Below are 20,657 nucleotides of genomic sequence, written 5' to 3'. Positions count from 1 at the left end.
GCGCCCCTGCGCGGCGGCCTGCGCCGGGTCGATGCGCGGCTTGCTGGTGCTGCGGCAGGGCGCCTGCGGCCCGACGTAGAGCGGGAAGAACCGCCAGCCCGCCGCCGCCTGGGTGGTCACCCAGTCCCGGGTCAGGTTCGGCTGCGCGCAGGCCCGGCCGTTCCCCCCGATGTAGATGCCCACCGCCCGGTACGGCGAGGCCAGCCACGCCTTCATCGAGGCGTTCGACGGCGCGGTGCAGGTGTCGAAGCCCAGGCCGGTGAACGTGCCGGGGTGCGGCCCGGTGTAGCCGGCGGCCCGCGCGGGAGCCGTGGCGCCGGTCAGGGCGACGCCGACGGTGAGCACGGCGGCCGACGCGGCGGCGAGGGCCCGACGGGCGGCAGGGCGCAGCCCGGCGGGCGGGGCGAGATGGAGCGTCACGAGTCCCCGATCTTCGGTCGTGGATGGCCGGCGGGCGGACGCGAACGCGTCTCTCGCTCGACACCGGCACGCCGATTCTGCCGGGGGCCCCGTCCCTTGTCGAGAGGGCCATCGCACCCGGGGCGCCGGACCCGCCGACGGCGGCCGGGCCGCCCGACGGTGGGCGGACCCGCCTGCGGCGGCCGGACCCGCCGACGGTGGGCGGGCCCGGCCGGGCCGCTCAGAGCAGCGGCGTCATCGCCCCGAATCCGGTGCCGAGCCGGATCGGCGACGCCCAGCCGGCGCCGAGCCAGCGGTACTGGTAGACGTAGCCGCTCGAATTCTGCACGGCGACCATGTCCGGCCGGCCGTCCCGGTCGAAGTCGCCGAGCTGGACGAGGTCGCGCATCGTGTTCCAGCCGGAGCCGATCTGGGTGCGGGTGTTGGGCGCGCCGGCCCGGCCCGGGTAGAGGAAGAGGTAGCCGGTGCTCTTCTCCCGCGCGACCACGTCGGGGTAGCCGTCGTTGTTGAAGTCGCCGCCGGCGTTCAGCTCGTCCACCGAGTTCCAGCCGGAGCCCAGCAGCACCCGGCTGGTGAACGCGCCGCCACCCGTGCCGGGGTAGAGGTAGAGGGCACCGGTGGAGCTCTGCACCGCCAGCAGGTCCTGGTAGCCGTCGCGGTTGTAGTCGCCGATCGGGGTGATCTCCCGGACGCTGTTCCAACCCGCGCCCAGGTTGATCCGGCCGCTGATCCCCGAGCCGGTGCCCGGGTAGAGCCACAGGTGGCCGGTCGCCTTCTCGCGGGCGATGACGTCCTCGCCGCCGGAGCGGTCGAAGTTGCCGGCCCGGATGATCACGTCCATGCCGTTCCAGCCGGCGCCCAGCGTGATCCGGCCGCTCAGGGTGGTGCCGTTGCCGCCGTAGACGTGCACCTGGCCGGTGGCCGGGTCGCGGTAGCCCAGGTCCGACCAGCCGTTGCCGGTGAAGTCGCCGAACCGGGTGGCCGGCAGCGGGGCGACGTCGAGGTAGTCGCCGTCGATGTTGATGGTGACCCCGCCCCACGTCTCGTCGTGCGGGCCCACGTGCTGCTTCATCCGGCGCTTCGGCGCCCAGTAGCCGGCGGGGATGCCCGGGTCGGAGACCGTCGCCACGTCGTCCCAGCGGGCGAAGTCGAGGTAGTCCGGCCGCACGTAGCCGGGGGTGTCGTAGGCGGCGACCTGGTCGGCGACGCCGCGGGCCATGCTGCTGTAGAAGCCGGAGAGGTAGCCCTGGTCGTGCAGCCGGGCGGTCCACGCGCTCATGAAGGTGAGGACCGCGGTGGTGCAGGCGGCGTCGCCGCCGTCGTAGTCCTCCATGTCGTAGAAGAGGACGCTCTCCCGGGGCAGGCCGAGCTCCACCGCGCGCGCCACGGCGTCGTCGGCCTCGGCGCGGCCCTGCGCCGCCGCCTGGGCCGGGTCGATGCGCGGCCCGCTGGTCGGCAGGCAGGGCGCCTGGAGGCCGACGTACATCGGGACGAGGTGCCAGCCCGCCGCCGTCTGGGCGGCCACCCAGTCGGCGGTGAGGGCGGGCTGGGCGCAGCCACGGTTGGCGCCGCCGAAGTAGATGACGACGGCCCGGTACGGCGAGTGGTCCCGCCACGCCTGCATCTGCGCGCCGGTGGGCGCGGTGCAGGCGTCGAAGCCGAGGCCGGTGTAGGTGCCGGGCTGCGGCCCGACGGCGGCGAGGGCGGGGCCGGTCACGGCCGTCAGCGCGAGGCCGGCACCGAGGACGGTGGCGGCGGCGCCGGCCAGGGTCCGGCGGGCGGCCCGACGCAGCCCGGCCGGCGAGATTGTGGATTTCACGATTCCCCGATCTGTCCCGTGGGTCGGACGGCCGGCAGGTGGAGCGGCACGTCCCTCGCGCTGCGCCGGCCCGCTGATTCTGACCACAGTCGACGGCTCCTGTCGAGGTGGTGGCCGGCATCGAACGGGCCGGAGTGTCGCGCGGGCGCGCCGGCAGTGGGCTCAGACCGGGTCGGGCTCGAACAACTCGGTCAGCCAGCCGGGCACCGCGGACGCGTATCGCGCCCGGGCCGGGTCGCGGGTGACGAGGGCCCGACGCCAGGACAGCGCGCGGCTGACCCGGGTGACGCGGACGGCCAGCCGGGCCGCCTCCCGCAGCGTCGCCCGGTCGTGCCGGTCCGACCACGGCTCCAGGTACGCGTCGCGCAGTCGCGCCAGCGCCGGATCGCCGGCCGGCAGCTCGAAGGCGTCGGCGACCGAGTTCAGCGTGACCAGCAGGGTGCCGAACGGGTGCGCGACCGAGGCGTCTCCCCAGTCGAAGAAGCGGTGCCCGTCGTCGCCGGCGAAGACGTTGCCGTCGTGCAGGTCGTCGTGCTGGACGCTGGGCGCGACGCCGGAGTCGGCAAGCCGCCGGCACTGCTCGGCGAAGGTGTCCCGATGGGCGCGCAGCCGCCCGTACGCCTCGACGTCGAGCCCGTCCGCCGCACCCAGCAGCAGCGACTCCCGGTCGTCGAGCAGCGCCTCGAACAGCTCCGGCAGCGCCTCCGGCCGGTGGTCGGGCACCCCGAGCGCGAGCAGCTCGCCGGCCCGGGGCGCGACCGCGCGCTGGAGATCGGCGTACTCCGGCAGGACCCGCTCCCAGCGGGTCAGCAGGTCGCGGTCGCCGCCCAGCGCGTCGCGCAGCGAGCGCCCCCCGTCCGGCAGCAGCGACCAGCCGCGCTCGACATTGACCGCGATCGGGTCGAGCACCCGCGCCGGGGCGAGCCGGGCCAGCGCAGCCAGCAGCGCCGCCTCGTGCCGGGTGCCCGGATTGTTCGCCTTGAACCACGCGTCCCCGCCGTCGGTGGGCACCCGCCAGACCAGGGACCAGGGCCGGACCCGGGGCTCGACCGGCCCGACGACCCGCCGGCCGTGCCGGCCGAGCCGGTCGCCGATCCAGCCGAGGGCGGTGTCCCGCCAGTGCGGGTCGGTCCAGTCGGCGTACGGCGTGGCGGCAGCGGTCACGTGGCGGAATCTAGCCCCGCCAGCGGCGCCGGGGCGACACCTTATTCCCCGGCGGCCCGTGGCGGGCGGCGCGCCCCCGGCCGGCCCTGCGAGGGTCGTCGCCGCCGTCGGGGGAAGCGGCTAGCCTTCACCGCCATGCCGGACGCCTCGTTCCTCGCCGCCACCCGCGACTCCTACGACACCATGGCCGCCGACTACACGGAGTGGCTCCGTACGGACATGGACGGCAGGCCCCTCGACCGCGCGTTGCTGGCCGCCTTCGCCGAGCTGGTGCGGGCCGGCGGCAACGGCCCCGTCGCCGACGTCGGCTGCGGGCCCGGCCGGGTCACGATCCTGCTGCACGAACTGGGACTGGACGCGTTCGGCGTCGACCTGTCGCCCGGGATGGTCGCGCTGGCCCGGGCGGCGCACCCGCAGCTGCGGTTCGAGGTGGGCTCGATGCTCGCGCTGGACCTGCCGGACGCCTCCCTCGGCGGGCTGCTCGCCTACTACTCGGTCATCCACGTCCCCTGGGAGCGGCGGCCCGAGGTCTTCGCGGAGTTCCACCGGGTGCTCGCGCCGGGCGGGCAGCTCATGCTCGCCTTCCAGGTCGGCGACGAGTGCCTGCACCTCGACGAGGCCTTCGGCAAGCCGATCTGCGCCGACTGGTACCGGCAGCAGCCGGACGAGGTGGCCGCGCTGCTGCGCGAGGCCGGCTTCGACCTGTGGGCCACGGTCGTGAAGGAGCCCGAGGGCACCGAGAAGACCCCGCAGGGCCACATCGTGGCGCGCAGGCCCGCCGGGGCGTGGCTCCCGCCCCGCAGGCCCGCCGGGGCGTAGCTCCCGCCCCGCAGGCTCGCCGGGGCGTAGCTCCCGCCCCGGCGGCCGGGGGCGTCAGAGCAGCTCGACGATGGTGGCGTTGGCCATGCCGCCGCCCTCGCACATGGTCTGGAGGCCGTAGCGGATGTCGTTGTCCCGCATGTGGGCGAGCATCGTCGTCATGATCCGGGCGCCGGAGGCGCCGAGCGGGTGGCCGAGGGCGATCGCCCCGCCGCGCGGGTTGAGCCGCTCCGCGTCCGCCTCGGTCTCCGCCAGCCAGGCCAGCGGCACCGGGGCGAACGCCTCGTTCACCTCGTACACCCCGATCTCCTCGATGCCCAGCCCCGCGCGGCGCAGCGCCTTGGCGGTGGCCGGGATGGGCGCGGTGAGCATGGTGACCGGGTCGTCGGCGGCGACCACCGCGGTGTGGACGCGGGCCAGCGGGCGCAGCCCGTGCCGGCTGGCCCACTCGCTGGTGGTGACGGCGAGCGCCGCCGCGCCGTCGGAGATCTGCGAGGCGGAGCCGGCGGTGACGACGCCGTCGGCGCGGAACGGGGTGGCCAGCTCGCCGAGCTTCTCCAGCGAGGTGTCCCGCCGGATGCCCTCGTCGGCGGCGAACTTGCCGCCGTCGGCGAGGGCGACCGGCGCGATCTCGGCGTCGAAGGCGCCGGCGTCCTGGGCGGCGGCGGCCTTCTCGTGGCTGGCGAGGGCGAACTCGTCGAGCTGGGCGCGGGAGAAGCGCCAGCGCGCGGCGATCAGCTCGGCTCCGACGCCCTGGTTGAACGGCAGCGGGGCGTCCTCGGCGAAGCCCTCGACGCCCCGGTAGCGGTCGCGCAGCTGGTCGCTGAACGGGGACCCGCCGGCCACGCTGGAGCCCATCGCCACCCGGGTCATCGACTCGACGCCGCCGGCGACGACCAGGTCGGCCTGGCCGGAGAGCACGGTGGCGGCGGCGAAGTGCAGGGCCTGCTGGCTGGAGCCGCACTGCCGGTCGAGCGTGGTGCCGGGCACCGTCTCGGGCCAGCCGGCGGCGAGCACGCCGTTGCGGGCGACGTTCCACGACTGGTCGCCGACCTGGGAGACACAGCCCCAGACCACGTCGTCGACCTGCGCCGGGTCGATGCCCGTGCGCTCGGCGAGGGCGCGCAGCACGTGCGCGGAGAGGTCGACCGGGTGCACGGCGGCCAGGCTGCCCTTGCGCCGCCCGACCGGGGTGCGTACCGCGCCGACGATGACTGCGTCACTCATGACTACTCCCCGGTAACTTCGGCTTCCACCGATCCTACGTCCTCGGCGGGCCGCCGTCCTCCCCCGGGTGCGCTGGCATGCTGGACGGATGCGGCCACACCCGTCCCCGACCGCCCGGCAGTGGCGGGTGCCGGCGAGCGTGCCGGCGCTCAAGCTGGCCGGCGCGGTCGCGCTGCTCGCGCTCGCGCTGCTCCTCGACGAGGGTGACCCCGTCCAGCTCGGGCTGGCGGCGGTCGCGGCCGCCGCGCTGGCCGGCTGGGGGGCGCGCGACCTGGTCGCGCCGGTCCGGCTGGCGGTCGACCAGGAGGGGGTGACCGTCGTCCGGGGCTTCGCGGGTCGCCGCCGGCTGCCCTGGCCGGCGGTCGAACGGGTCACCGTGGACCGCCGCGCCCGGCTGGGCCTGTCCAGCGAGGTGCTGGAGATCGACGCGGGCGAGTCGCTGCACCTGTTCGGCCGCCTCGACCTCGGCGCGGACCCGGCGGAGGTGGCCGAGGCCCTGCGGGAGGCCCGCCCCCGCTGAGCCGCCGGCCGCCGCCCCTCGCGGTTGGGGAGTGACCAGGCCGCCGGCCGGGCCGGCGGCTGCGGCGCGGCGGTCAGCCGGCGAACAGAGCGCCGGTCGCGGCGGTCAGCCGGCGAACAGAGCGCCGGTCGCGGCGGCGGTCAGCCGCCGACGATGGCCGCGGTGCGGACCAGGGCCAGACCGAGCAGCGCCGCCACGACGACCGCGCCGCCGGCGAGCTGCACCAGCGTCCGCCGGGACCGCGGGGCGTACGCGAACACCAGCGCCATCAGCCCGCCGACCACCAGGCCGCCCAGGTGCCCGGGGATCGAGATGCCGGGCACGGTGAACGTGAAGACCAGGTTGATCACCAGGATGGGGAGCACCTGAGAGATGTCCCGCCCCATCTTGCGTTCGATGACCACCAGCGCGGCGAAGAGGCCGAAGATCGACGTGGAGGCGCCGGCGGTGAGCTGGTTCTGCGCGCTGAACAGGTAGGCGGCGACGTTGCCGCCCAGCCCGGCGACGAGATAGAGCGCCGCGAAGCGCAGCGGCCCGAGGCTCGCCTCCAGCGAGCGGCCCAGCACCCACAGCGCCCACATGTTCAGCAGCAGGTGGACCACGCCGTAGTGCAGGAACATCGCGGTGACCAGGCGGTACCACTCGCCCTCGGCGATGCCGCCGACCGTGCCGTCCGGGAAGAGCGCGCCACCGAGCACCGCGCCCCAGTCGGTCAGCGGCGTGCTGCCGCCCATCAGGCCGCCGAAGCCGGAGCCGCCGACCGCCGCGTCCCCGCCCCGGTCGGAGGCGATGGAGAGCACCATCAGCAGCACGTTGAGGGCGATGAACGCCTTGGTGACGTAGCCGTGCCGGCCGGCGGCACCGCCACCGAAGGCGGTGCGCGCCGGCCGCACGCTACGGCGTCCCTCCGCCACGCACTCCGGGCACTGGAACCCGACCGACGCCTCCCGCATGCAGTCCGGGCAGATCGGCCGGTCGCAGCGGGTGCAGCGGACGTAAGTCTCCCGGCCGGGGTGCCGGTAGCAGACCGGGGTGACCGGCGGCGACTCGCTCACCGCGCCCGCCCGCCGACGTGGGCCGCGCGGCCCACCCACCGGTCCCGTCCCTCGGAGCGCTCAGTCATGTCGGCAAAGGTACCTCGCGGGCGCCTCAGGCAGACGTGCGCTCGATCTCGACCCGCTCGATGACGACGTCCTGCAGCGGCCGGTCGTTCGGGCCGGTCGGGGTGTTGGCGATCGCGTCGACGACCTTCGCGGACTGCTCGTCGGCCACCTGGCCGAAGATGGTGTGCCGGTTGTTCAGGTGCGGCGTCGGCGAGACGGTGATGAAGAACTGCGAGCCGTTGGTGCCCGGCCCGGCGTTCGCCATCGCGAGCAGGTAGGGCCGGTCGAAGCGCAGCTCCGGGTGGAACTCGTCACCGAACTTGTAACCCGGGCCACCGCGACCGGTGCCGGTCGGGTCGCCCATCTGGATCATGAAGCCGCTGATCACCCGGTGCGAGATGGTGCCGTCGTAGTACGGCCCGCTGCCCGGCTGGCCCGTACGCGGGTCGGTGTATTCGCGGTTGCCCTCGGCGAGGTCGACGAAGTTCTTGACGGTCTTCGGCGCGTGGTTGCCGAAGAGCTCCAGCCGGATCGGGCCAGCGTTGGTGTGCAAGGTGGCGTAGACAGCCTCGGCCACGGGTACTCCTCACTCGTTGGTCAGTTCCATGCGGATCCTCCCATGTGCCCGATCTGGCAGTGCGGAGGCATCCGAAGGTGGAGGATGACGAAGGAACAACTCCCAGGAGGTGGGACCGTGTTTGGAATCGGGCGGCGTAAGACCCAGGGGCAGCTGGCCAAGGCGGAGCTGAACCAGGGCCTCGGTCACCTGAGGCAGGCCGCGACGTACGCCGCGAAGGGCGCCGGCGCCACCGTCGGCCCGCGCGTCCAGGCGGCCCGGGGCGCCGTCGCGCCGGCGGCCGTCGTGGTGCGCGACCGCGCGTCCAGCGGCTTCGCGTCCACGGTCGCCGCGCTCGCGCCGCTGGCCCTGGCCGTCCGCAAGGCGCAGGCCGAGGCGGCGGGCAAGGCGGTCACCAACCGGAAGGCCGCCGCCGCCAGGCAGAGCGCGATCACCAGGAAGGTCAAGGCGAAGAACATGAAGGCGTCCCGGAAGAAGAACGCCCGCCGCGGCGGGTCCATGATGACCGGTCTCCTCGCGGCCGGCGCGGTGGCCGGCGTCGCCGCGATGGCGATGCGTCGCCGCCGCGAGCAGCAGGAGTGGGCCGAGTACGACCCGACCCGCACGCTGGAGCCGATGCGCGACGAGGTGGAGACCATGGAGATCCGGACCCCGGTGACCGACACCTCGACCGTGGCCGGCGGCCCGGGCGTGGCCGGCGGCCCGACCGGCGCCGGCAGCTCGGCGGTGGCCGGCGGCGACAGCGCCTCCACCACCACCCCCGGCAAGCAGCCGACGGTCCACGCGACCGACAAGGTCCCGTCGGTGGCGGAGGGCGCCAAGGACACCTCGGGCCGTCCGGCGGACGACCTGACCGAGGCGCTGGGCAAGGGCGCGAAGACCAACGGGCGTCGCTGACGCCCGGGGTCCCCGGAAAGCGCCGGCGAAGCGGGTCCACCCGCGCCGCCGGCGCTTCCGCGTCCCCGCCGGGCGGGCGCAAGGTCGGAGCCGTGCCGGCGCGGGTGGGAGGTCGGAGCCGTGCCTGCGCGTGCGGAAGGCCGGAGCCAGTCGGCGCGTGCGGAAGGCCGGCAGCCGGCGGAGCCGACGCGGCGGGAGGTCAGAGCCAGCCGTTGCGGCGGAACCAGCGGTAGAGGGCCAGCGAGATCGCCAGCATGAGGGCGAGCACGACCGGATAGCCGTACGTCATCCTCAGCTCCGGCATGACGTCGAAGTTCATCCCGTAGATGCCGGCGATGGCGGTCCAGACGGCGGCGATGGCGGCCCACGCGGCGATCTTGCGCATGTCGTTGTTCTGGTCGACCGTGACCTGGGCCAGCCGCGCCTGGAGAATGGAGTTGAGCAGGTCGTCGTAGGAGTTGACCTGCTCGACGGTGCGGCTGAGGTGGTCCTGCACGTCGCGGAAGTAGCGCCGGATCTCCTTGGGCACGTCCCGGTTCATCTGCGCGGTGAGCGTCATCAGCGGGCGCTGCAACGGCGACACGGCCCGCTTGAACTCCACCAGCTCCCGCTTCATCTGGTAGATCCGCTGGATCCGACCGGTGGACTGGCGGTCGAACACCTCGGTCTCCAGCGTGTCCAGGTCGTCCTCCAGCCGGTCGGCGACCTCCAGGTAGACGTCCACCACCCGGTCGGTGACCGCGTACGCGACCGCCCACGGGCCGTGGAGCAGCAGGTCCTCCTTCGTCTCCAGGTCGGCCCGGACGGGAGCCAGCCGGCAGGCGTCCCCGTGCCGCACGCTGATCAGGAAGTTCGGGCCGATGAAGAGCATCACCTGGCCGGTCTCGACGACGTCGGAGTTCTCGGTCAGCTCGGCGTGCTCGCAGTAGCGCGCCGTCCGCAGCACCAGGAAGCTGACGTCGCCGAACTGCTCCAGCTTGGGGCGCTGCTGCGCCTTGACCGCGTCCTCGACGGCGAGCTCGTGCAGGCCGTACGTGGCGGCGATGGCGGTCATCTCGGCCAGCTCCGGCTCGTGCAGACCGAGCCAGACGAACGCGTTCTCCTCGCGGCGGGCGGCGTCGAGCGCCTCGGCGTACCGCCAGTCGCCGGGCTGCCGCCGCCCGTCGACGTAGAGGGCGCAGTCGACGACCGCGTCGCGCTGCGGGCCGGCCGGCGCGGGAACCCGCTGGGGACCGTCGGAGTTGAGTCGGCGGGTCATCGCCCGCACGGGCGCCACCCAGTCGCGGGGCCTGAGCACCCGTCCGCCGTTCGGCGAGGCCGTCCGCCCCCGCTGCCCCCGGTCCGTCATCACGCCCCCTTCCCCACGCGCTGCCGCGGCTAGCAGGGTACGCCGCCGCGATCGTCACCGCCGGTGACGATCGACCGGAGGGGTGGCGCCGGGCGGGCCGGGTCGCTTCGGGGGGTGAGGGGACGACACGGCCCACCCGGCGCCCTTTGGGGGCGGGGGTTGTGCTGGTCGCGTCGCTCCGCGTGCCGCCGGCGGGGCCGGGGCGGGCCCGCCGCCGGGCGCGGCGCGGGCCGGCACCGACGGTGAGTTCCGCTACACGTGGTGAGTGACGCTCGCAGCATTGTGGGCCGCCGGCCGCCCGGGCGGGAGACCCGGAACGGCCGGCATCGGCCAACTGTCAGAAATCTGACAGAAATTCAGCCGCGTACGGCCGCCATCGCCTCCGCCAGCCGGCGGACGCCCTCGTCGATCCGGTCGGCGGTCACCGCCGAGTAAGCCAGCCGCAGCGCGTGCCGCCCGCCGTCGACCACGAAGTCGCTGCCCTTCACCACGGCGACCCCGCGCTCGGCGGCCGCCGGGGCGAGCCTGTCGACCTCGACGTCCTCGGGCAGCTCGACCCAGAGGAAGTAGCCGCCGTCCGGCTCCACGAACCGGGCCTCCGGAATGTGCCGGCGCAGCGACTCGGCCAGCACCCGGGCCCGCTCGCCGAGCGCGGCGCGCACGGTCTCGATCGAGCGCTCGATGTCACCCGAGACGCAGAACTGGTGCACGATCGCCTCGGAGACCATGCCGGGCGAGATGTAGAGGCTGGTCGCCTTCCTCGCGATGTCGCCGATCAGGTCCGCCGGGCCGACCAGGTAGCCGACCCGCACGCCCGGGCAGACCGTCTTGGTGAAGCTGGAGGCGTGCACCACCACGCCCCGGGTGTCGAGCGAGAGCATCGACGGCAGCGCCTCGCCCCGGAACCGGATGTCGGCGTACGGGTCGTCCTCGAAGATCGTGAACTCGTACTCGGCGGCGAGGTCGAGCAGCTCCCGGCGCTTCTCCAGGCTGAGCGTCACGCCGGCCGGGTTCTGGTAGTTCGGGATGACGTGCGCGAGCCGGGGACGCACCCCGGACTCCAGCAGCTTGCGCAGCTCGGCGGTGTCGAGCCCGTCCGGCTGGATGGAGACGCCGTGCAGCTCGCTGCCCAACCGCTGGAGGTTGAGCAGGGTCCGGTCGTACGTCGGGCGCTCCACCACCACCGCGTCGCCGGGGCGGACCAGGTGGTCGAAGAGGAACGCGTCGGCCTGCAACGAACCGTTGGTGATCAGCACCTGGTCGGCGGAGACCCCGTGCTTGTCGGCGATCCACTTCCGCAGCGGCAGGTAGCCGACGGAGGTGCCGTACGCCGTCACCCCGGCGGGGTCGGCGTCGAACGCGCGGACGGCGGCGGCCTTGAGCCCCTCGACATCGACGATGTCCAGCGAGGGAGCGCCACGGGCGAAGGAGATCAGCTGCTCGGCGGTCATGGCTGTTCAGCGTACGGAAGGCGACGGGGCGCGCGCGGACGGCACGGCGATGTCCGCATCCTGAGCCACCGGGTCGGGTGACCCGGGTCGGCCGGTCGGCGGCAGATCAGACCGGAAGGCCGAGCGGGTCGTGCTGCGCCTCGCGGGAAAGCCCGTCCACGTGCAGCCCGAGCGCCGCGATGAGCTGCCCCCAGTCGAAGTAGGACCGCCAGGCCGAGATGCGGCCGCGCCGCACCCGCACGACGTCGACCACGTCCCAGCTCACCACCCGGCCGGTCGGCGCGACCGTGCCGAAGGGGGTGTGCAGCACCCCGTTGTGGGTGCCGGTCAGCCGCTGCTCGACGGCCGCGCCCCCGGCGGTCTGCACCGAGCCCAGCCGGTCGACGGACAGGTCGGGAAAGGCGCCGGTCCAGGTGCGCAGCAGGGCGGGCAGCTCGATCGGCCGCACCGTGACGCCGGGCATGGAGTAGAAGGCGTCCGTCGCGTAGAGGTCCGGCAGCCGGGCCACGTCCCGCCGCAGGAGCATCGCGTACTGCTGCTCGACCAGCCGATCCGCGCCGCGCATGAGGACCTCCCCCGCGGGTCGCGGCCCGTCCGCGCCCGCACCGAAGTCCTTACCCCTCGGCCGGGCCGCCACACCCGCGCGGACCGGCGACTCAGCTCGCCCCGGCCATCCGGCTGCCCGCCCAGACCCGCATGATGTCGCGGACGGAGATCACGCCGGCGACCTCGCGCCCGTCGAGCACCACCAGGTGCCGGAAGCCGCCCCGGGCCATCGCCGCCGCCGCCTCCTCCACCGTCCACTCGGGCCCGGCGTAGACCACGTCCCAGGTGAGGTGGGCGCCCGTCCGCTCGACGTCGCAGTCCAGGCCCGCGCCGATGGCGTTGAGCACGTCGCGTTCGGTCATGATGCCGACCCCCTCGGAGTCGGGGTCGATCACGACCGCCGACCCGACACCGCGGGCCGACATCATCCGGGCCGCCTGGCGGAGCGTGTGCTCCGGGCCGACCACGAGAACCTCGCTGGACATCGCTTCCCGAACCTGCATCACGCATCACCCCTGTGGGACGGCGGCACCCGGTAGGAGACATGGTCCGCCCCGGATGTTTCCGGGACAAGACCGGGCGTCGCCGCGACCTGCCGACGCTCGCTACTGTCGTGGCGTGTCCACCGAGCCTCTGCGCTGCGCCGGCGCGCTGATCGTCGACGACGAGGGCCGCCTCTTCGTCCAGCGGCGGTCCGCCGACCGACGCATCTTTCCCAACTGCTGGGACATCGTCGGCGGTCACGTCGAACCGGGCGAGGACGTGGGGGACGCGCTGCACCGCGAGGTGACCGAGGAGACCGGCTGGACCGTGTCGCACGTGCTGGGCCACGTCGGCGACTACCGCTACGTCGCCGACGACGGTCTGGAGCGCGTCGAGAGCGACTGGCTCGTCCGGGTCGACGGCGACCTGACCCGGCCGACCCTGGAGGCCGGCAAGCACACCGAGTTCCGGTGGCTGGCGGCCGACGAGCTCGACCTGCTCGACGAGCACCGCGACGTCAACGACGGCCTGATCCGGCGGATCGCGGAGGAAGCCTTCGCCGCCCTGCGTTCGATAGGTCTGTGAACGACACCGTCGAGCTGGCGCCGCACCGGTTCGCCGGCCTCGTCGCCCCGGCGATCGACCGGGCCTTCGTCGCCGGCATGCTCGCCGGCCGCGACGGCGGCGGCGCGGAGCTGAGCCAGCGGTACGGCGGTCCGGCGGCCACCGGCTTCCTGCTGGAGTTCCGCACCCGGCTCGCCGTTCCGGGCGGGACCGTGGACGAGGCCGGCTTCGCGGCGGTCACCCGCTACCGGGACCCGGTCGAGTGCCGGCGGGCCCTGGACAAGCAGGTGGCGTACGGGATGATCCACCGCGGTCCCGACGGGGAACTCTCCGCCACCGAGCGCGGGCTGGCGTTCCTCGCCGAGATCTGGCAGGTGCACGCCGAGGTGACCGAGGAGCTGTGGGCCGGGCACGACGACCGGGTGCTCCGGCTGGTGGAGGCGTTCGGCCGGGTGCTCGCGTACGCGCTGGTGCTGGCCGAGGAGGAGGACGCCGGCGCCGGGGCCGCGTTCGCCGCGATGGCCCCGCCGCACGAGCCGGACGGCACCCCGCCCGGGGTGCTGCTGCTCAACCGGCTGGGCACGCTGCGTTACCACCGCGCCGACGCGCACGCCGCCGCCTGGACCGCCGCCGGGCACACCGCGGCGAGCGTCGCCGCCCTGCCGCCCGGGCCGGAGCAGCTCGCCATCGAGCTGGAGACCGACCGGCGGGCCGCCGGCCCGTACGCCGTGCTGACCGCCGAGGAGCGGCTGGCGGTGCTGGCGGACCTGGCGGCGCTGCCCGGCTGACCCGGTTGCCCACAGCGGCGCCGTCACGCGGGGCTATCCTCCAGCGGTGACCGGGAGTCGTACGAGGGAGGACGCCGCAATGATCGGGATGGTGCTCGCGGCCGGGGCGGGGCGCCGGCTGCGCCCGTACACCGACACCCTGCCGAAGGCGCTGGTGCCGGTGGACGGTGACACCACCATCCTGGACATCGCGCTGCGCAACCTGGCCGAGGTGGGGCTCACCGAGATCGTGATCGTGGTCGGCTACGCGGCCGACGCCGTGCGCGAGCGGCAGGCCGACCTGGAGAAGCGGTACGGCGTCACCCTCACCCTGGTGCACAACGACAGGGCCGAGGAGTGGAACAACGCGTACTCGCTCTGGCTGGCCCGGGAGCACTTCTCCCGGGGCGTGCTGCTGGTCAACGGCGACACCGTGCACCCGGTGAGCGTGGAGAAGACCCTGCTGGCCGAGCGCGGCCCGGGCATCCTGCTCGCCGTCGACACGATCAAGGCGCTGGCCGAGGAGGAGATGAAGACCACCTTCGACGCGGCCGGCCAGCTCACCCGCATCACCAAGCTGATGGAGCCGGCCGAGGCGTACGGGGAGTACATCGGCGCGACGCTGATCGAGCCACAGGTGGCCGACGCCCTGGCCGACGCCCTGGAGGCGACCTGGCGGCGCGACCCGAACCTATACTACGAGGACGGCTACCAGGAGTTCGCCGACCGCGGCGGCGAGGTGCGGGCGGCCCCGATCGGCGACGTCTCCTGGGTCGAGGTCGACAACCACGCCGACCTGGCCCGGGCGCGGGAGATCGCGTGCCGCTACTAGCCCGTACGGTCAACACCCCACTCGCGATCGAGGTCCGGCGGGGGGCGGTGGCCGACCTGGGTCCGCTCCTGGCCGACCGGCGGATCTCCGCCGGCGGGGACGTGGCCGTGGTGGTGGGGCCCGGGCAGGGCGAGCGGATCGTCGAGCTGTGCCGGCCGAGCCTGGGCTCGGCCGACGTCTTCACCGTGGTCGGGGGCAGCCTCGACTCGGCGAACGAGCTGGGCGACCAGCTGCGCCGCCGCAACTACGACGCGGTGGTCGGCATCGGCGGCGGCAAGACGATCGACACCGCCAAGTACGCCGCCACCCGGTACGGCATCCCGATGGTGACCGTGGCGACCAGCCTCGCCAACGACGGCATCGCCTCGCCGGTGGCCTCGCTGACCCACGAGGGCGGCAAGGGCTCCTACGGCGTGCACATCCCGATCGCCGTCATGGTCGACCTCGACTTCGTGGAGAACGGCCCGGACCGCCAGACCCAGGCGGGCATCGGCGACGCGGTGAGCAACCTGAGCGCCTGCGCCGACTGGGAGCTGGCCCACCAGGTGCGGGGCGAGCCCATCGACGGCCTGGCGGTGACGCTGGCCCGTACGGGCGCCGAGGCGCTGATCAACCACCCCGGGAAGATCACCGACGACGGCTTCCTCACCACGCTGGCCGAGGCGCTGATCCTGGGCGGCATCTCGATGTCGATCTGCGGGTCGAGCCGCCCCGCGAGCGGCGGCGACCACGAGATCTCGCACGCCATCGACCGGCTCTTCCCCGGCACCGGCTCGCACGGCGAGCAGGCGGGCGTCGGCGCGCTGTTCTGCACCTTCCTGCGCGGCGACCTGGAGCGGTTCGGCCAGTTGGCCCGCTGCCTGCACCGGCACGGCCTGCCCACCGGCCCGGCGGGCCTCGGGCTCACCGACGAGCAGTTCGCCGAGGCGGTCGAGTTCGCGCCGCGGACCCGGCCCGACCGCTACACCGTCCTCGAACACCTGGCGATGTCGCCTACCGAGATCCGGGAACGGCTGGCAGACTACGCCGGTGCAATCCGCGACCACCTCGGCTGAGGCCCGCCCCACCGTCGCCGACTTCCACCGGGTCAACCGGGGCGGCGGCCTGTTCAGCGAATCGGTCAGCCAGTGGCTGGGGGCGGTCTTCGCGCTCGTCGCCCAGCGCCTCGGGCTGCGCCCGACCGCGCTGACCGTCACCAACCTGGTGCTCGGCCTCGCCACCTCGGTCACCGTGGTCGCGCTCGCCGGCCGGGTCGCGGCGGGCGACGTGCCGGCCTGGGCGGTCGGGCTGCTCGCCCTGGTCGGCTGGCAGGTCGCGTACGCCCTGGACTGCGCCGACGGTCAGCTCGCCCGGGTGACCGGGCAGGGCAGCGCGGCCGGCGCCCGGGTCGACGTGCTCTGCGACGTGGCCGCCCAGATCGCCCTGGTCGCCGCGCTGGCGGCCACGGCGGTGGCGCAGGAGCCGTCGACGCCGACCTGGCTGGTCGCCGTCTTCGCCGGCACCTGGATGGTCAACCTGGTCACCTCGGTGATGCAGGCCGGCCCGAACGCCGCCAGCATGGTCACGTCGACCTCGCTGCCCGTACGCCTGGTGAAGCTGGTCCGCGACTACGGCGCGGTGATCTTCGCCGCCGGCCTGGTGCTGGCCTTCGCCCCCGCCCTCGTGCTCTGGGTGATTGTCGCGTTCACGATCGTCAACGGCGGCTTCCTGCTCGCCAGCATCGCCTTCTCCGCCCGCGCCTCGCTGCGCTGAGCGGTCGGCTCCGCGTCGGGCGGCTCACGGGAGTTCGTGTCGGGTCCCCTCCGCGACGGCGTGCAGCTTGTCGGGGTTGGCCACGTTGTGGATGGTCGAGATGCGGCCCTGCGGGTCGAGGTCGAAGGTCAGCGTGGCGACCACGCGGTCCGGGCCGCGGAAGACCATGCCCGGGCCGCCGTTGATCGAGGTCAGCTCCGCCCGGATCTGCCCGGGCTCGAAGCCCTGGTAGGTGGCGGTGCTCAGGGCGGCGAACCAACGGGCCACGGTCTCCGCGCCGACGACCGGCTTGAGGGCCTGGCGGACCTTGCCGCCGCCGTCGGTCCACAGCGTCACGTCCGGGGAGAGCAGCTCCATGAGGGCGTTGAGGTCGCCGCCCGTCGTCGCCGCGAAGAAGCGCTCGGTGACGTCGCGTTGGCGGGCGCGGTCGGCGGTGAACCGGGGCCGGCGGGCCTGGACGTGCTCGCGGGCGCGGTGCGCGGCCTGCCGGACCGCCGCCTCCGACCGTTCCACCGCCTCCCCGATCTCCGCGTAGCTGAAGGCGAAGACCTCCTTCAGCACGAAGACCGCGCGTTCCAGGGGGCTCAGCGTCTCCAGCACCACCAGCAGCGCCATGGAGACCGAGTCCGCCGTGGCGACGCCGTCGGCGGTGTCCGGGCCGGTGAGGATCGGCTCGGGCAGCCACGGACCGACGTAGGTCTCGCGCTGGTGGCGGGTCGACCGGAGCCGCTCCATCGCCAGGTTGGAGACGATCCGGGTCAGATAGGCCTTGGGGTCGGCGACCTGCGAACGGTCGGCCGCCGACCACTTGAGCCAGGCGTCCTGGACCAGGTCCTCCGCGTCGGCGGCGGTGCCGAGGATGCGGTAGGCGACGGAGAAGAGCAGGGTGCGGTACTGCTGGAAGGCGAGCTGGTCGGGTCCGGCCTGCTGCGGCTGGGTCACTTGGCGCTCCGGATCCGGGTGTGGCGACCGCCGTGCGGCCAAAATGCGCCCGAGGCGGGCATCTTCTTCATGCGGGCGAAGGTCGGCCACGGCGCGGCGGTGACCGCCTCCTTGTACTTCGCCGCCAGCCTGCCGGTCAGCACGATCCGGCGCGGGCTGTCGTCGGGGTGGGTGAACTGCACGACGGCGTCGTTGCGGCCCAGGCTGACGGGGGTGTGATAGTAACCGAAGCGGAAGGGCCTGGGCTCCTTCCCGGCCAGCGCCCGCAGGATCGACAGGGCCGCGTGCACGCCGGTGGGCATGCCGCCCTGGCAGGTCCCGTGCATCACGCCGTAGCCCTGACGGATCGCCGCCGCGTCGCCCACCGCGTAGACGTCCGGGTGGGAGACCGAGCGCAGCGCGCCGTCGGTGACCACGCGCCCGCGCTCGTCGACGGTCAGGCCCGCGGCGGCGGCCAGCGGCGAGACGCGGGTGCCGCTGGTCCACAGCACCGCGCCCGCCTGGATGCTGGAGCCGTCCGCGAGCTCGACGCCGCCCGCCAGCACCTTGGCCACCTCGACACCGCCGCGCACCCGCACGCCGAGCCGGGCGAGCGCCGCGTCCAGGTAGGCCTTGGCCTTCGGGTGCATGCTCGCGCCCGGCTCGCGCCGGCCCAGCAGCACCACCTGGAGCTCCGGATGCCGCTCGGCGATCTCCGCGGCGGCCTCGACGCCGGTGAGGCCGCTGCCGGCGACCACGACGGTCCCGCCGTCGAGCCGGGTCAGCCGGTCGGCGAGAAGGGCGGCGTCCTGCGGGCTGTCGAGGGTGTAGGCGTGGTCGTCCACGCCGGGAACGGCGGCGGTGTCCGCGACGCTGCCCAGGCCGTAGACCAGGGTGTCGTAGCGCAGGACCCGGTCGTCGTCGATCCGGACGGTCTTCGCCCCGGGGTCCACCGCGGTGACCCAGCCGCGCACGAAGTCGGCGCCGGTGCCGTCCAGCAACTCCGCGATCCGCATCTCGGCCGTCTCCTGGCCGGTGGCGGTCATGTGCAGTCGAAGCCGCTCGGTGAAGGTGTCGTAGGGGTTGACCAGCGTCACCCGCAGGTTCCCACGCCTGCGGGTGCGCGCCGCGAGCTGGATCGCGGCGGCGAGCCCGGCGTAGCCGGCGCCCAGGACCAGGACCTCGTGCCGCTGCCCCTTGATCGTGCTCATCGCTCTGCTGTCTCCTTCGTGTCGGGCGTTCCCGCCGTGCGAACGACCACCAGACGCAAGCTGCCGATCCGTTCGTGACATGGGCGCCGGCATGACCCACGTCACACGCCGAGGAAGAAGGACGCGCCGACGCGGCCTGGTGGCGCGGCCAGCCCACCCGGCGCTTCGTGTCGCCCGACGGTCGTCGGTAAGAATCCGGTCCCTCCGCTCGCTTCCCGGTGACGGCGCACCTTCCCGCGCGACTACGAAGGAGTGGGAGCCATTGACAGCAGCCGAAGCCGATGCTGAAGCGAACAGCCGGTTCACCGCGTTGTACGCCGCACACCACGCACGGGTGTACGCGTACGCGGTGAGCCGGGTCGGACGCCAACTCGCCGACGACGTCGCCAGCGAGACCTTCCTCGTCGCGTGGCGCAAGCTGGCCACGGTGCCGGCGGCGCCCCTGCCCTGGCTGCTCGGCGTGGCCCGCAACGCGGTACGCGAGCGCTACCGCGACGAGGACCGGCAGGCCAGCCTCGCCGCCGAGCTGCGGGCCTGGGTCGACGAGGCGAGCGAGGACGTGGCGACCGGGGTGGCGGAACGGGCCGAGGTGCTCGCCGCCCTCGCCCGGCTCAGCGAGGACGACCGGGAGCTTCTCACCCTGGTGGCCTGGCACGAGTTGTCGAGCCGGGAGGCCGCCCGGGTCGTCGGCTGCTCCACGGCGACCTTCTTCGTCCGACTGCACCGAGCCAGAAAGCGGCTACGCGCGGCCCTCGGCGGAACGCCCCAGGTCGCCAGTCGTAGCCCGATCGCCCTTCGCACCGAGGAGTACAGCCGATGACCACGCCAGGCAACGAGATGACGAGACTGGCCGACGCACGTCCGCGCCGGCTGGACCCCGAACCCGGCTCCCGGCCGGACCCCGCCCTGTTCACCGCCCACCCGCAGCCGGCGGCCGGCCGGGCGGCACGCCGACCGACCCGCCGCCTGGTCCTCGCCGGGGTCGCACCGACCGTGGCGCTGGTGGCCGCCGGCGCGGTCTTCCTGACCGTCGGCAGCACCGGCGGGGGGACCGGGCCGCAGGGCGGGCTCGCCGCCAGCACTCCGGCGGTCGCCCCCACCTCGGCCACCGACGGCCCCGCCCCGCGTACCGCCCGCGAGTTGCTGTTGGTCGCCGCCGACCGGAGCGCCACCGCCGACGCCGCGACCGACGGCCGCTACCGGGTCGTCGAACGGGAACACGGCAGCCTGTTCGAGGTCGGCCCGAAGGACCGGCGCTACCGGGTCGTGAGCCGGACCAGCCTCCGCGACTGGCACCCGACGTCTCCGAACGACGTCGGGGTCTCCGCCAGTCGTGAGCTCGGCGCCGCGCCGTTCAGCGCCGACGACCGGGCGGCCTGGCAGGCGGACGGTTCGCCGACGCGGTGGGTCGAGCCGTCGGACCCGCCCCAGAGCGAGCCGACGGTCATCAGCGGCACGCCAGGGCCGGAATTCGTCCGCAGGGCCGTCAGTCCGGAGCCGGCCGCGCGCGAAGCAAAGGGACACGGCCCCACCGATGACAGGGAGACGTACCACCTCGCCGGCGGCCCGATCACGGCGGCCGGACTGGCAGACGTGCCCACCGACCCGGCCAGGCTGAAGGCATGGCTGCTCAAGCGCCTCAACGCCAGCGAGGTCGAGTCGGCCACCGACTTCAACCTCTTCATGAGCGCCAAGGACCTGGTCTTCGACCTGCCGGTGTCGTCCAAGGTGCGGGCTGCCGCGTACCGGATGCTCGCCGACGTCCGCGGGGTGACCTCGCTCGGCGCGGTCACCGACCAGCGGGGGCGGGCCGGAATGGCGGTCGCCTTCGCCCGCAAGGGTGACGGCGGCAACTGGGTCCAGACCCGGCTGATCATCGACCACCGGACCGGCCAGGCGCTCGCCGAGGAGTCCTGGGACCTCGGCACGGGCTCCAAGCCCAAGTCCCCCGGGACGTTCACGAGCTACCTGGTCGTGGTGAGCACGACCTACACCGACGACGACCCGCCGGCCGTCACCCCTGAGCAGAAGCGGCGGTGACGCGTCGATGACGAGGAACTCCATGAGGCGGCTGAGGCGTACGGCCGGCAACACCGTGCAGCAGACCATCCTGCGCGCCTACCGGTACGGCGCCGCGTCCTGACGCGGCGGCGGGCCGCGCGCCCCCCGGGGGGGGGGGGCGGCCCCCCCCGCGGCCCCCGGGAACAGCGTCAACCCGGGGGTCACCACCGGCGGG

At 74.3% G+C, this 20,657-nt stretch carries 22 protein-coding genes; 10 read left to right on the top strand and 12 right to left on the bottom strand.

Features of this window, described 5'->3' with window-relative positions; translation table 11 throughout:
* The 3 genes from ACWENR_RS21300 to ACWENR_RS21290 form a co-directional block, all read right to left on the bottom strand.
* Positions 1-420, bottom strand: a 420-nt coding sequence (locus ACWENR_RS21300) for a glycoside hydrolase domain-containing protein (protein ID WP_452278725.1), incomplete at its 3' end; no start/stop codon positions are given.
* A 220-nt stretch (positions 421-640) separates the two neighbouring features.
* Positions 641-2,239 (bottom strand): glycoside hydrolase domain-containing protein, encoded by a 1,599-nt coding sequence (locus ACWENR_RS21295; protein ID WP_452278724.1) that lies wholly within the window; start codon positions 2,237-2,239, stop codon positions 641-643.
* Between the two features lie 162 nt (positions 2,240-2,401).
* Positions 2,402-3,403, bottom strand: coding sequence for a phosphotransferase (locus ACWENR_RS21290; RefSeq protein WP_452278723.1), 1,002 nt, complete (start codon positions 3,401-3,403; stop codon positions 2,402-2,404).
* Positions 3,404-3,538: 135 nt separating this feature from the next.
* Here ACWENR_RS21290 and ACWENR_RS21285 point away from each other — a divergent pair, with 135 nt between their 5' ends.
* A complete protein-coding gene (locus ACWENR_RS21285; protein WP_452278722.1) occupies positions 3,539-4,222 on the top strand; it encodes a class I SAM-dependent methyltransferase in 684 nt (227 codons plus the stop codon).
* Positions 4,223-4,276: 54 nt separating this feature from the next.
* On the opposite strand, the gene ACWENR_RS21280 is transcribed toward ACWENR_RS21285, so the two are convergent.
* Positions 4,277-5,449 (bottom strand): thiolase family protein, encoded by a 1,173-nt coding sequence (locus ACWENR_RS21280; protein WP_452278721.1) that lies wholly within the window; start codon positions 5,447-5,449, stop codon positions 4,277-4,279.
* Between the two features lie 88 nt (positions 5,450-5,537).
* Between ACWENR_RS21280 and ACWENR_RS21275 the strand changes: the two genes are divergently transcribed.
* Entirely contained in the window at positions 5,538-5,969 is a 432-nt protein-coding gene (locus ACWENR_RS21275) for a PH domain-containing protein (RefSeq protein WP_452278720.1), read from the top strand.
* Positions 5,970-6,109: 140 nt separating this feature from the next.
* On the opposite strand, the gene ACWENR_RS21270 is transcribed toward ACWENR_RS21275, so the two are convergent.
* Together ACWENR_RS21270 and ACWENR_RS21265 are read right to left on the bottom strand one after the other, a co-directional pair.
* Positions 6,110-7,024, bottom strand: a complete 915-nt coding sequence (locus tag ACWENR_RS21270) for a rhomboid family intramembrane serine protease (RefSeq protein ID WP_452278719.1) — start codon at positions 7,022-7,024, stop codon at positions 6,110-6,112.
* A 94-nt stretch (positions 7,025-7,118) separates the two neighbouring features.
* Positions 7,119-7,649 (bottom strand): peptidylprolyl isomerase, encoded by a 531-nt coding sequence (locus ACWENR_RS21265; protein ID WP_452278718.1) that lies wholly within the window; start codon positions 7,647-7,649, stop codon positions 7,119-7,121.
* An 84-nt stretch (positions 7,650-7,733) separates the two neighbouring features.
* On the opposite strand from ACWENR_RS21265, the gene ACWENR_RS21260 reads away from it, so the two are divergent.
* Positions 7,734-8,546: a hypothetical protein gene (locus ACWENR_RS21260; protein ID WP_452278717.1), complete on the top strand. Its 813-nt coding sequence runs from the start codon at positions 7,734-7,736 to the stop codon at positions 8,544-8,546.
* 199 nt (positions 8,547-8,745) lie between these two features.
* Here the strand turns inward: ACWENR_RS21260 and corA are convergent, their stop codons facing one another.
* The 4 genes from corA to ACWENR_RS21240 all read right to left on the bottom strand — a co-directional run bounded on the left by corA (position 8,746) and on the right by ACWENR_RS21240 (position 12,394).
* A complete protein-coding gene (gene corA / locus ACWENR_RS21255) occupies positions 8,746-9,894 on the bottom strand; it encodes a magnesium/cobalt transporter CorA (protein WP_452278716.1) in 1,149 nt (382 codons plus the stop codon).
* A 356-nt stretch (positions 9,895-10,250) separates the two neighbouring features.
* Positions 10,251-11,345, bottom strand: a complete 1,095-nt coding sequence (locus tag ACWENR_RS21250; protein ID WP_452278715.1) for an aminotransferase-like domain-containing protein — start codon at positions 11,343-11,345, stop codon at positions 10,251-10,253.
* 106 nt (positions 11,346-11,451) lie between these two features.
* Positions 11,452-11,910 (bottom strand): ester cyclase, encoded by a 459-nt coding sequence (locus tag ACWENR_RS21245; RefSeq protein WP_452278714.1) that lies wholly within the window; start codon positions 11,908-11,910, stop codon positions 11,452-11,454.
* 91 nt (positions 11,911-12,001) lie between these two features.
* Positions 12,002-12,394 carry a CBS domain-containing protein gene (locus ACWENR_RS21240; RefSeq protein WP_452278713.1) on the bottom strand — a complete coding sequence of 131 codons (393 nt, stop codon included), beginning with the start codon at positions 12,392-12,394 and terminating at the stop codon, positions 12,002-12,004.
* A 115-nt stretch (positions 12,395-12,509) separates the two neighbouring features.
* Here ACWENR_RS21240 and ACWENR_RS21235 point away from each other — a divergent pair, with 115 nt between their 5' ends.
* From ACWENR_RS21235 to ACWENR_RS21215, 5 genes are all read left to right on the top strand, one after another.
* Positions 12,510-12,959 (top strand): NUDIX domain-containing protein, encoded by a 450-nt coding sequence (locus ACWENR_RS21235; RefSeq protein WP_452278712.1) that lies wholly within the window; start codon positions 12,510-12,512, stop codon positions 12,957-12,959.
* Positions 12,956-13,726, top strand: coding sequence for a hypothetical protein (locus tag ACWENR_RS21230; protein ID WP_452278711.1), 771 nt, complete (start codon positions 12,956-12,958; stop codon positions 13,724-13,726). The genes ACWENR_RS21235 and ACWENR_RS21230 overlap by 4 nt, the downstream gene beginning before the upstream one ends.
* Positions 13,727-13,805: 79 nt before the next feature.
* Positions 13,806-14,537 (top strand): phosphocholine cytidylyltransferase family protein, encoded by a 732-nt coding sequence (locus tag ACWENR_RS21225; RefSeq protein WP_452278710.1) that lies wholly within the window; start codon positions 13,806-13,808, stop codon positions 14,535-14,537.
* Positions 14,525-15,592 carry an iron-containing alcohol dehydrogenase family protein gene (locus tag ACWENR_RS21220; protein WP_091100886.1) on the top strand — a complete coding sequence of 356 codons (1,068 nt, stop codon included), beginning with the start codon at positions 14,525-14,527 and terminating at the stop codon, positions 15,590-15,592. The genes ACWENR_RS21225 and ACWENR_RS21220 overlap by 13 nt, the downstream gene beginning before the upstream one ends.
* Positions 15,567-16,289 carry a CDP-alcohol phosphatidyltransferase family protein gene (locus ACWENR_RS21215; protein WP_452278709.1) on the top strand — a complete coding sequence of 241 codons (723 nt, stop codon included), beginning with the start codon at positions 15,567-15,569 and terminating at the stop codon, positions 16,287-16,289. Before ACWENR_RS21220 ends, ACWENR_RS21215 begins: the two co-directional genes overlap by 26 nt.
* A 24-nt stretch (positions 16,290-16,313) precedes the next feature.
* Here ACWENR_RS21215 and ACWENR_RS21210 read toward each other — a convergent pair whose 3' ends face one another.
* Positions 16,314-17,231 (bottom strand): RNA polymerase sigma-70 factor, encoded by a 918-nt coding sequence (locus tag ACWENR_RS21210; RefSeq protein ID WP_452278708.1) that lies wholly within the window; start codon positions 17,229-17,231, stop codon positions 16,314-16,316.
* On the bottom strand, positions 17,228-18,421 hold the full coding sequence (locus ACWENR_RS21205; RefSeq protein WP_452278707.1) for an NAD(P)/FAD-dependent oxidoreductase: 1,194 nt from the start codon (positions 18,419-18,421) through the stop codon (positions 17,228-17,230). Before ACWENR_RS21205 ends, ACWENR_RS21210 begins: the two co-directional genes overlap by 4 nt.
* Positions 18,422-18,683: 262 nt before the next feature.
* Here ACWENR_RS21205 and ACWENR_RS21200 point away from each other — a divergent pair, with 262 nt between their 5' ends.
* Both ACWENR_RS21200 and ACWENR_RS21195 read left to right on the top strand, forming a co-directional pair.
* Positions 18,684-19,241: an RNA polymerase sigma factor gene (locus ACWENR_RS21200; RefSeq protein ID WP_452278706.1), complete on the top strand. Its 558-nt coding sequence runs from the start codon at positions 18,684-18,686 to the stop codon at positions 19,239-19,241.
* Positions 19,238-20,461 carry a CU044_5270 family protein gene (locus ACWENR_RS21195; RefSeq protein ID WP_452278705.1) on the top strand — a complete coding sequence of 408 codons (1,224 nt, stop codon included), beginning with the start codon at positions 19,238-19,240 and terminating at the stop codon, positions 20,459-20,461. The genes ACWENR_RS21200 and ACWENR_RS21195 overlap by 4 nt, the downstream gene beginning before the upstream one ends.
* Positions 20,462-20,657 lie beyond the last annotated feature (196 nt).

It is taken from the genome of Micromonospora sp. NPDC004336 (genome assembly GCF_053602615.1).
The sequence above is the reverse complement of the archived record's forward strand: the minus strand, read 5'-3'. Positions and strand labels throughout refer to the sequence as shown.

What these genes read in the sequence shown, in the direction of transcription:
- ACWENR_RS21285 (WP_452278722.1), top strand. Translation starts at nt 3,539, where the DNA reads ATGCCGGACGCCTCGTTCCTCGCCGCCACCCGCGACTCCTACGACACC.
- ACWENR_RS21280 (WP_452278721.1), bottom strand. Translation starts at nt 5,449, where the DNA reads ATGAGTGACGCAGTCATCGTCGGCGCGGTACGCACCCCGGTCGGGCGG.
- ACWENR_RS21275 (WP_452278720.1), top strand. Translation starts at nt 5,538, where the DNA reads ATGCGGCCACACCCGTCCCCGACCGCCCGGCAGTGGCGGGTGCCGGCG.
- ACWENR_RS21260 (WP_452278717.1), top strand. Translation starts at nt 7,734, where the DNA reads ATGACGAAGGAACAACTCCCAGGAGGTGGGACCGTGTTTGGAATCGGG.
- corA (WP_452278716.1), bottom strand. Translation starts at nt 9,894, where the DNA reads ATGACGGACCGGGGGCAGCGGGGGCGGACGGCCTCGCCGAACGGCGGA.
- ACWENR_RS21250 (WP_452278715.1), bottom strand. Translation starts at nt 11,345, where the DNA reads ATGACCGCCGAGCAGCTGATCTCCTTCGCCCGTGGCGCTCCCTCGCTG.
- ACWENR_RS21245 (WP_452278714.1), bottom strand. Translation starts at nt 11,910, where the DNA reads ATGCGCGGCGCGGATCGGCTGGTCGAGCAGCAGTACGCGATGCTCCTG.
- ACWENR_RS21240 (WP_452278713.1), bottom strand. Translation starts at nt 12,394, where the DNA reads ATGCAGGTTCGGGAAGCGATGTCCAGCGAGGTTCTCGTGGTCGGCCCG.
- ACWENR_RS21225 (WP_452278710.1), top strand. Translation starts at nt 13,806, where the DNA reads ATGATCGGGATGGTGCTCGCGGCCGGGGCGGGGCGCCGGCTGCGCCCG.
- ACWENR_RS21205 (WP_452278707.1), bottom strand. Translation starts at nt 18,421, where the DNA reads ATGAGCACGATCAAGGGGCAGCGGCACGAGGTCCTGGTCCTGGGCGCC.
- ACWENR_RS21195 (WP_452278705.1), top strand. Translation starts at nt 19,238, where the DNA reads ATGACCACGCCAGGCAACGAGATGACGAGACTGGCCGACGCACGTCCG.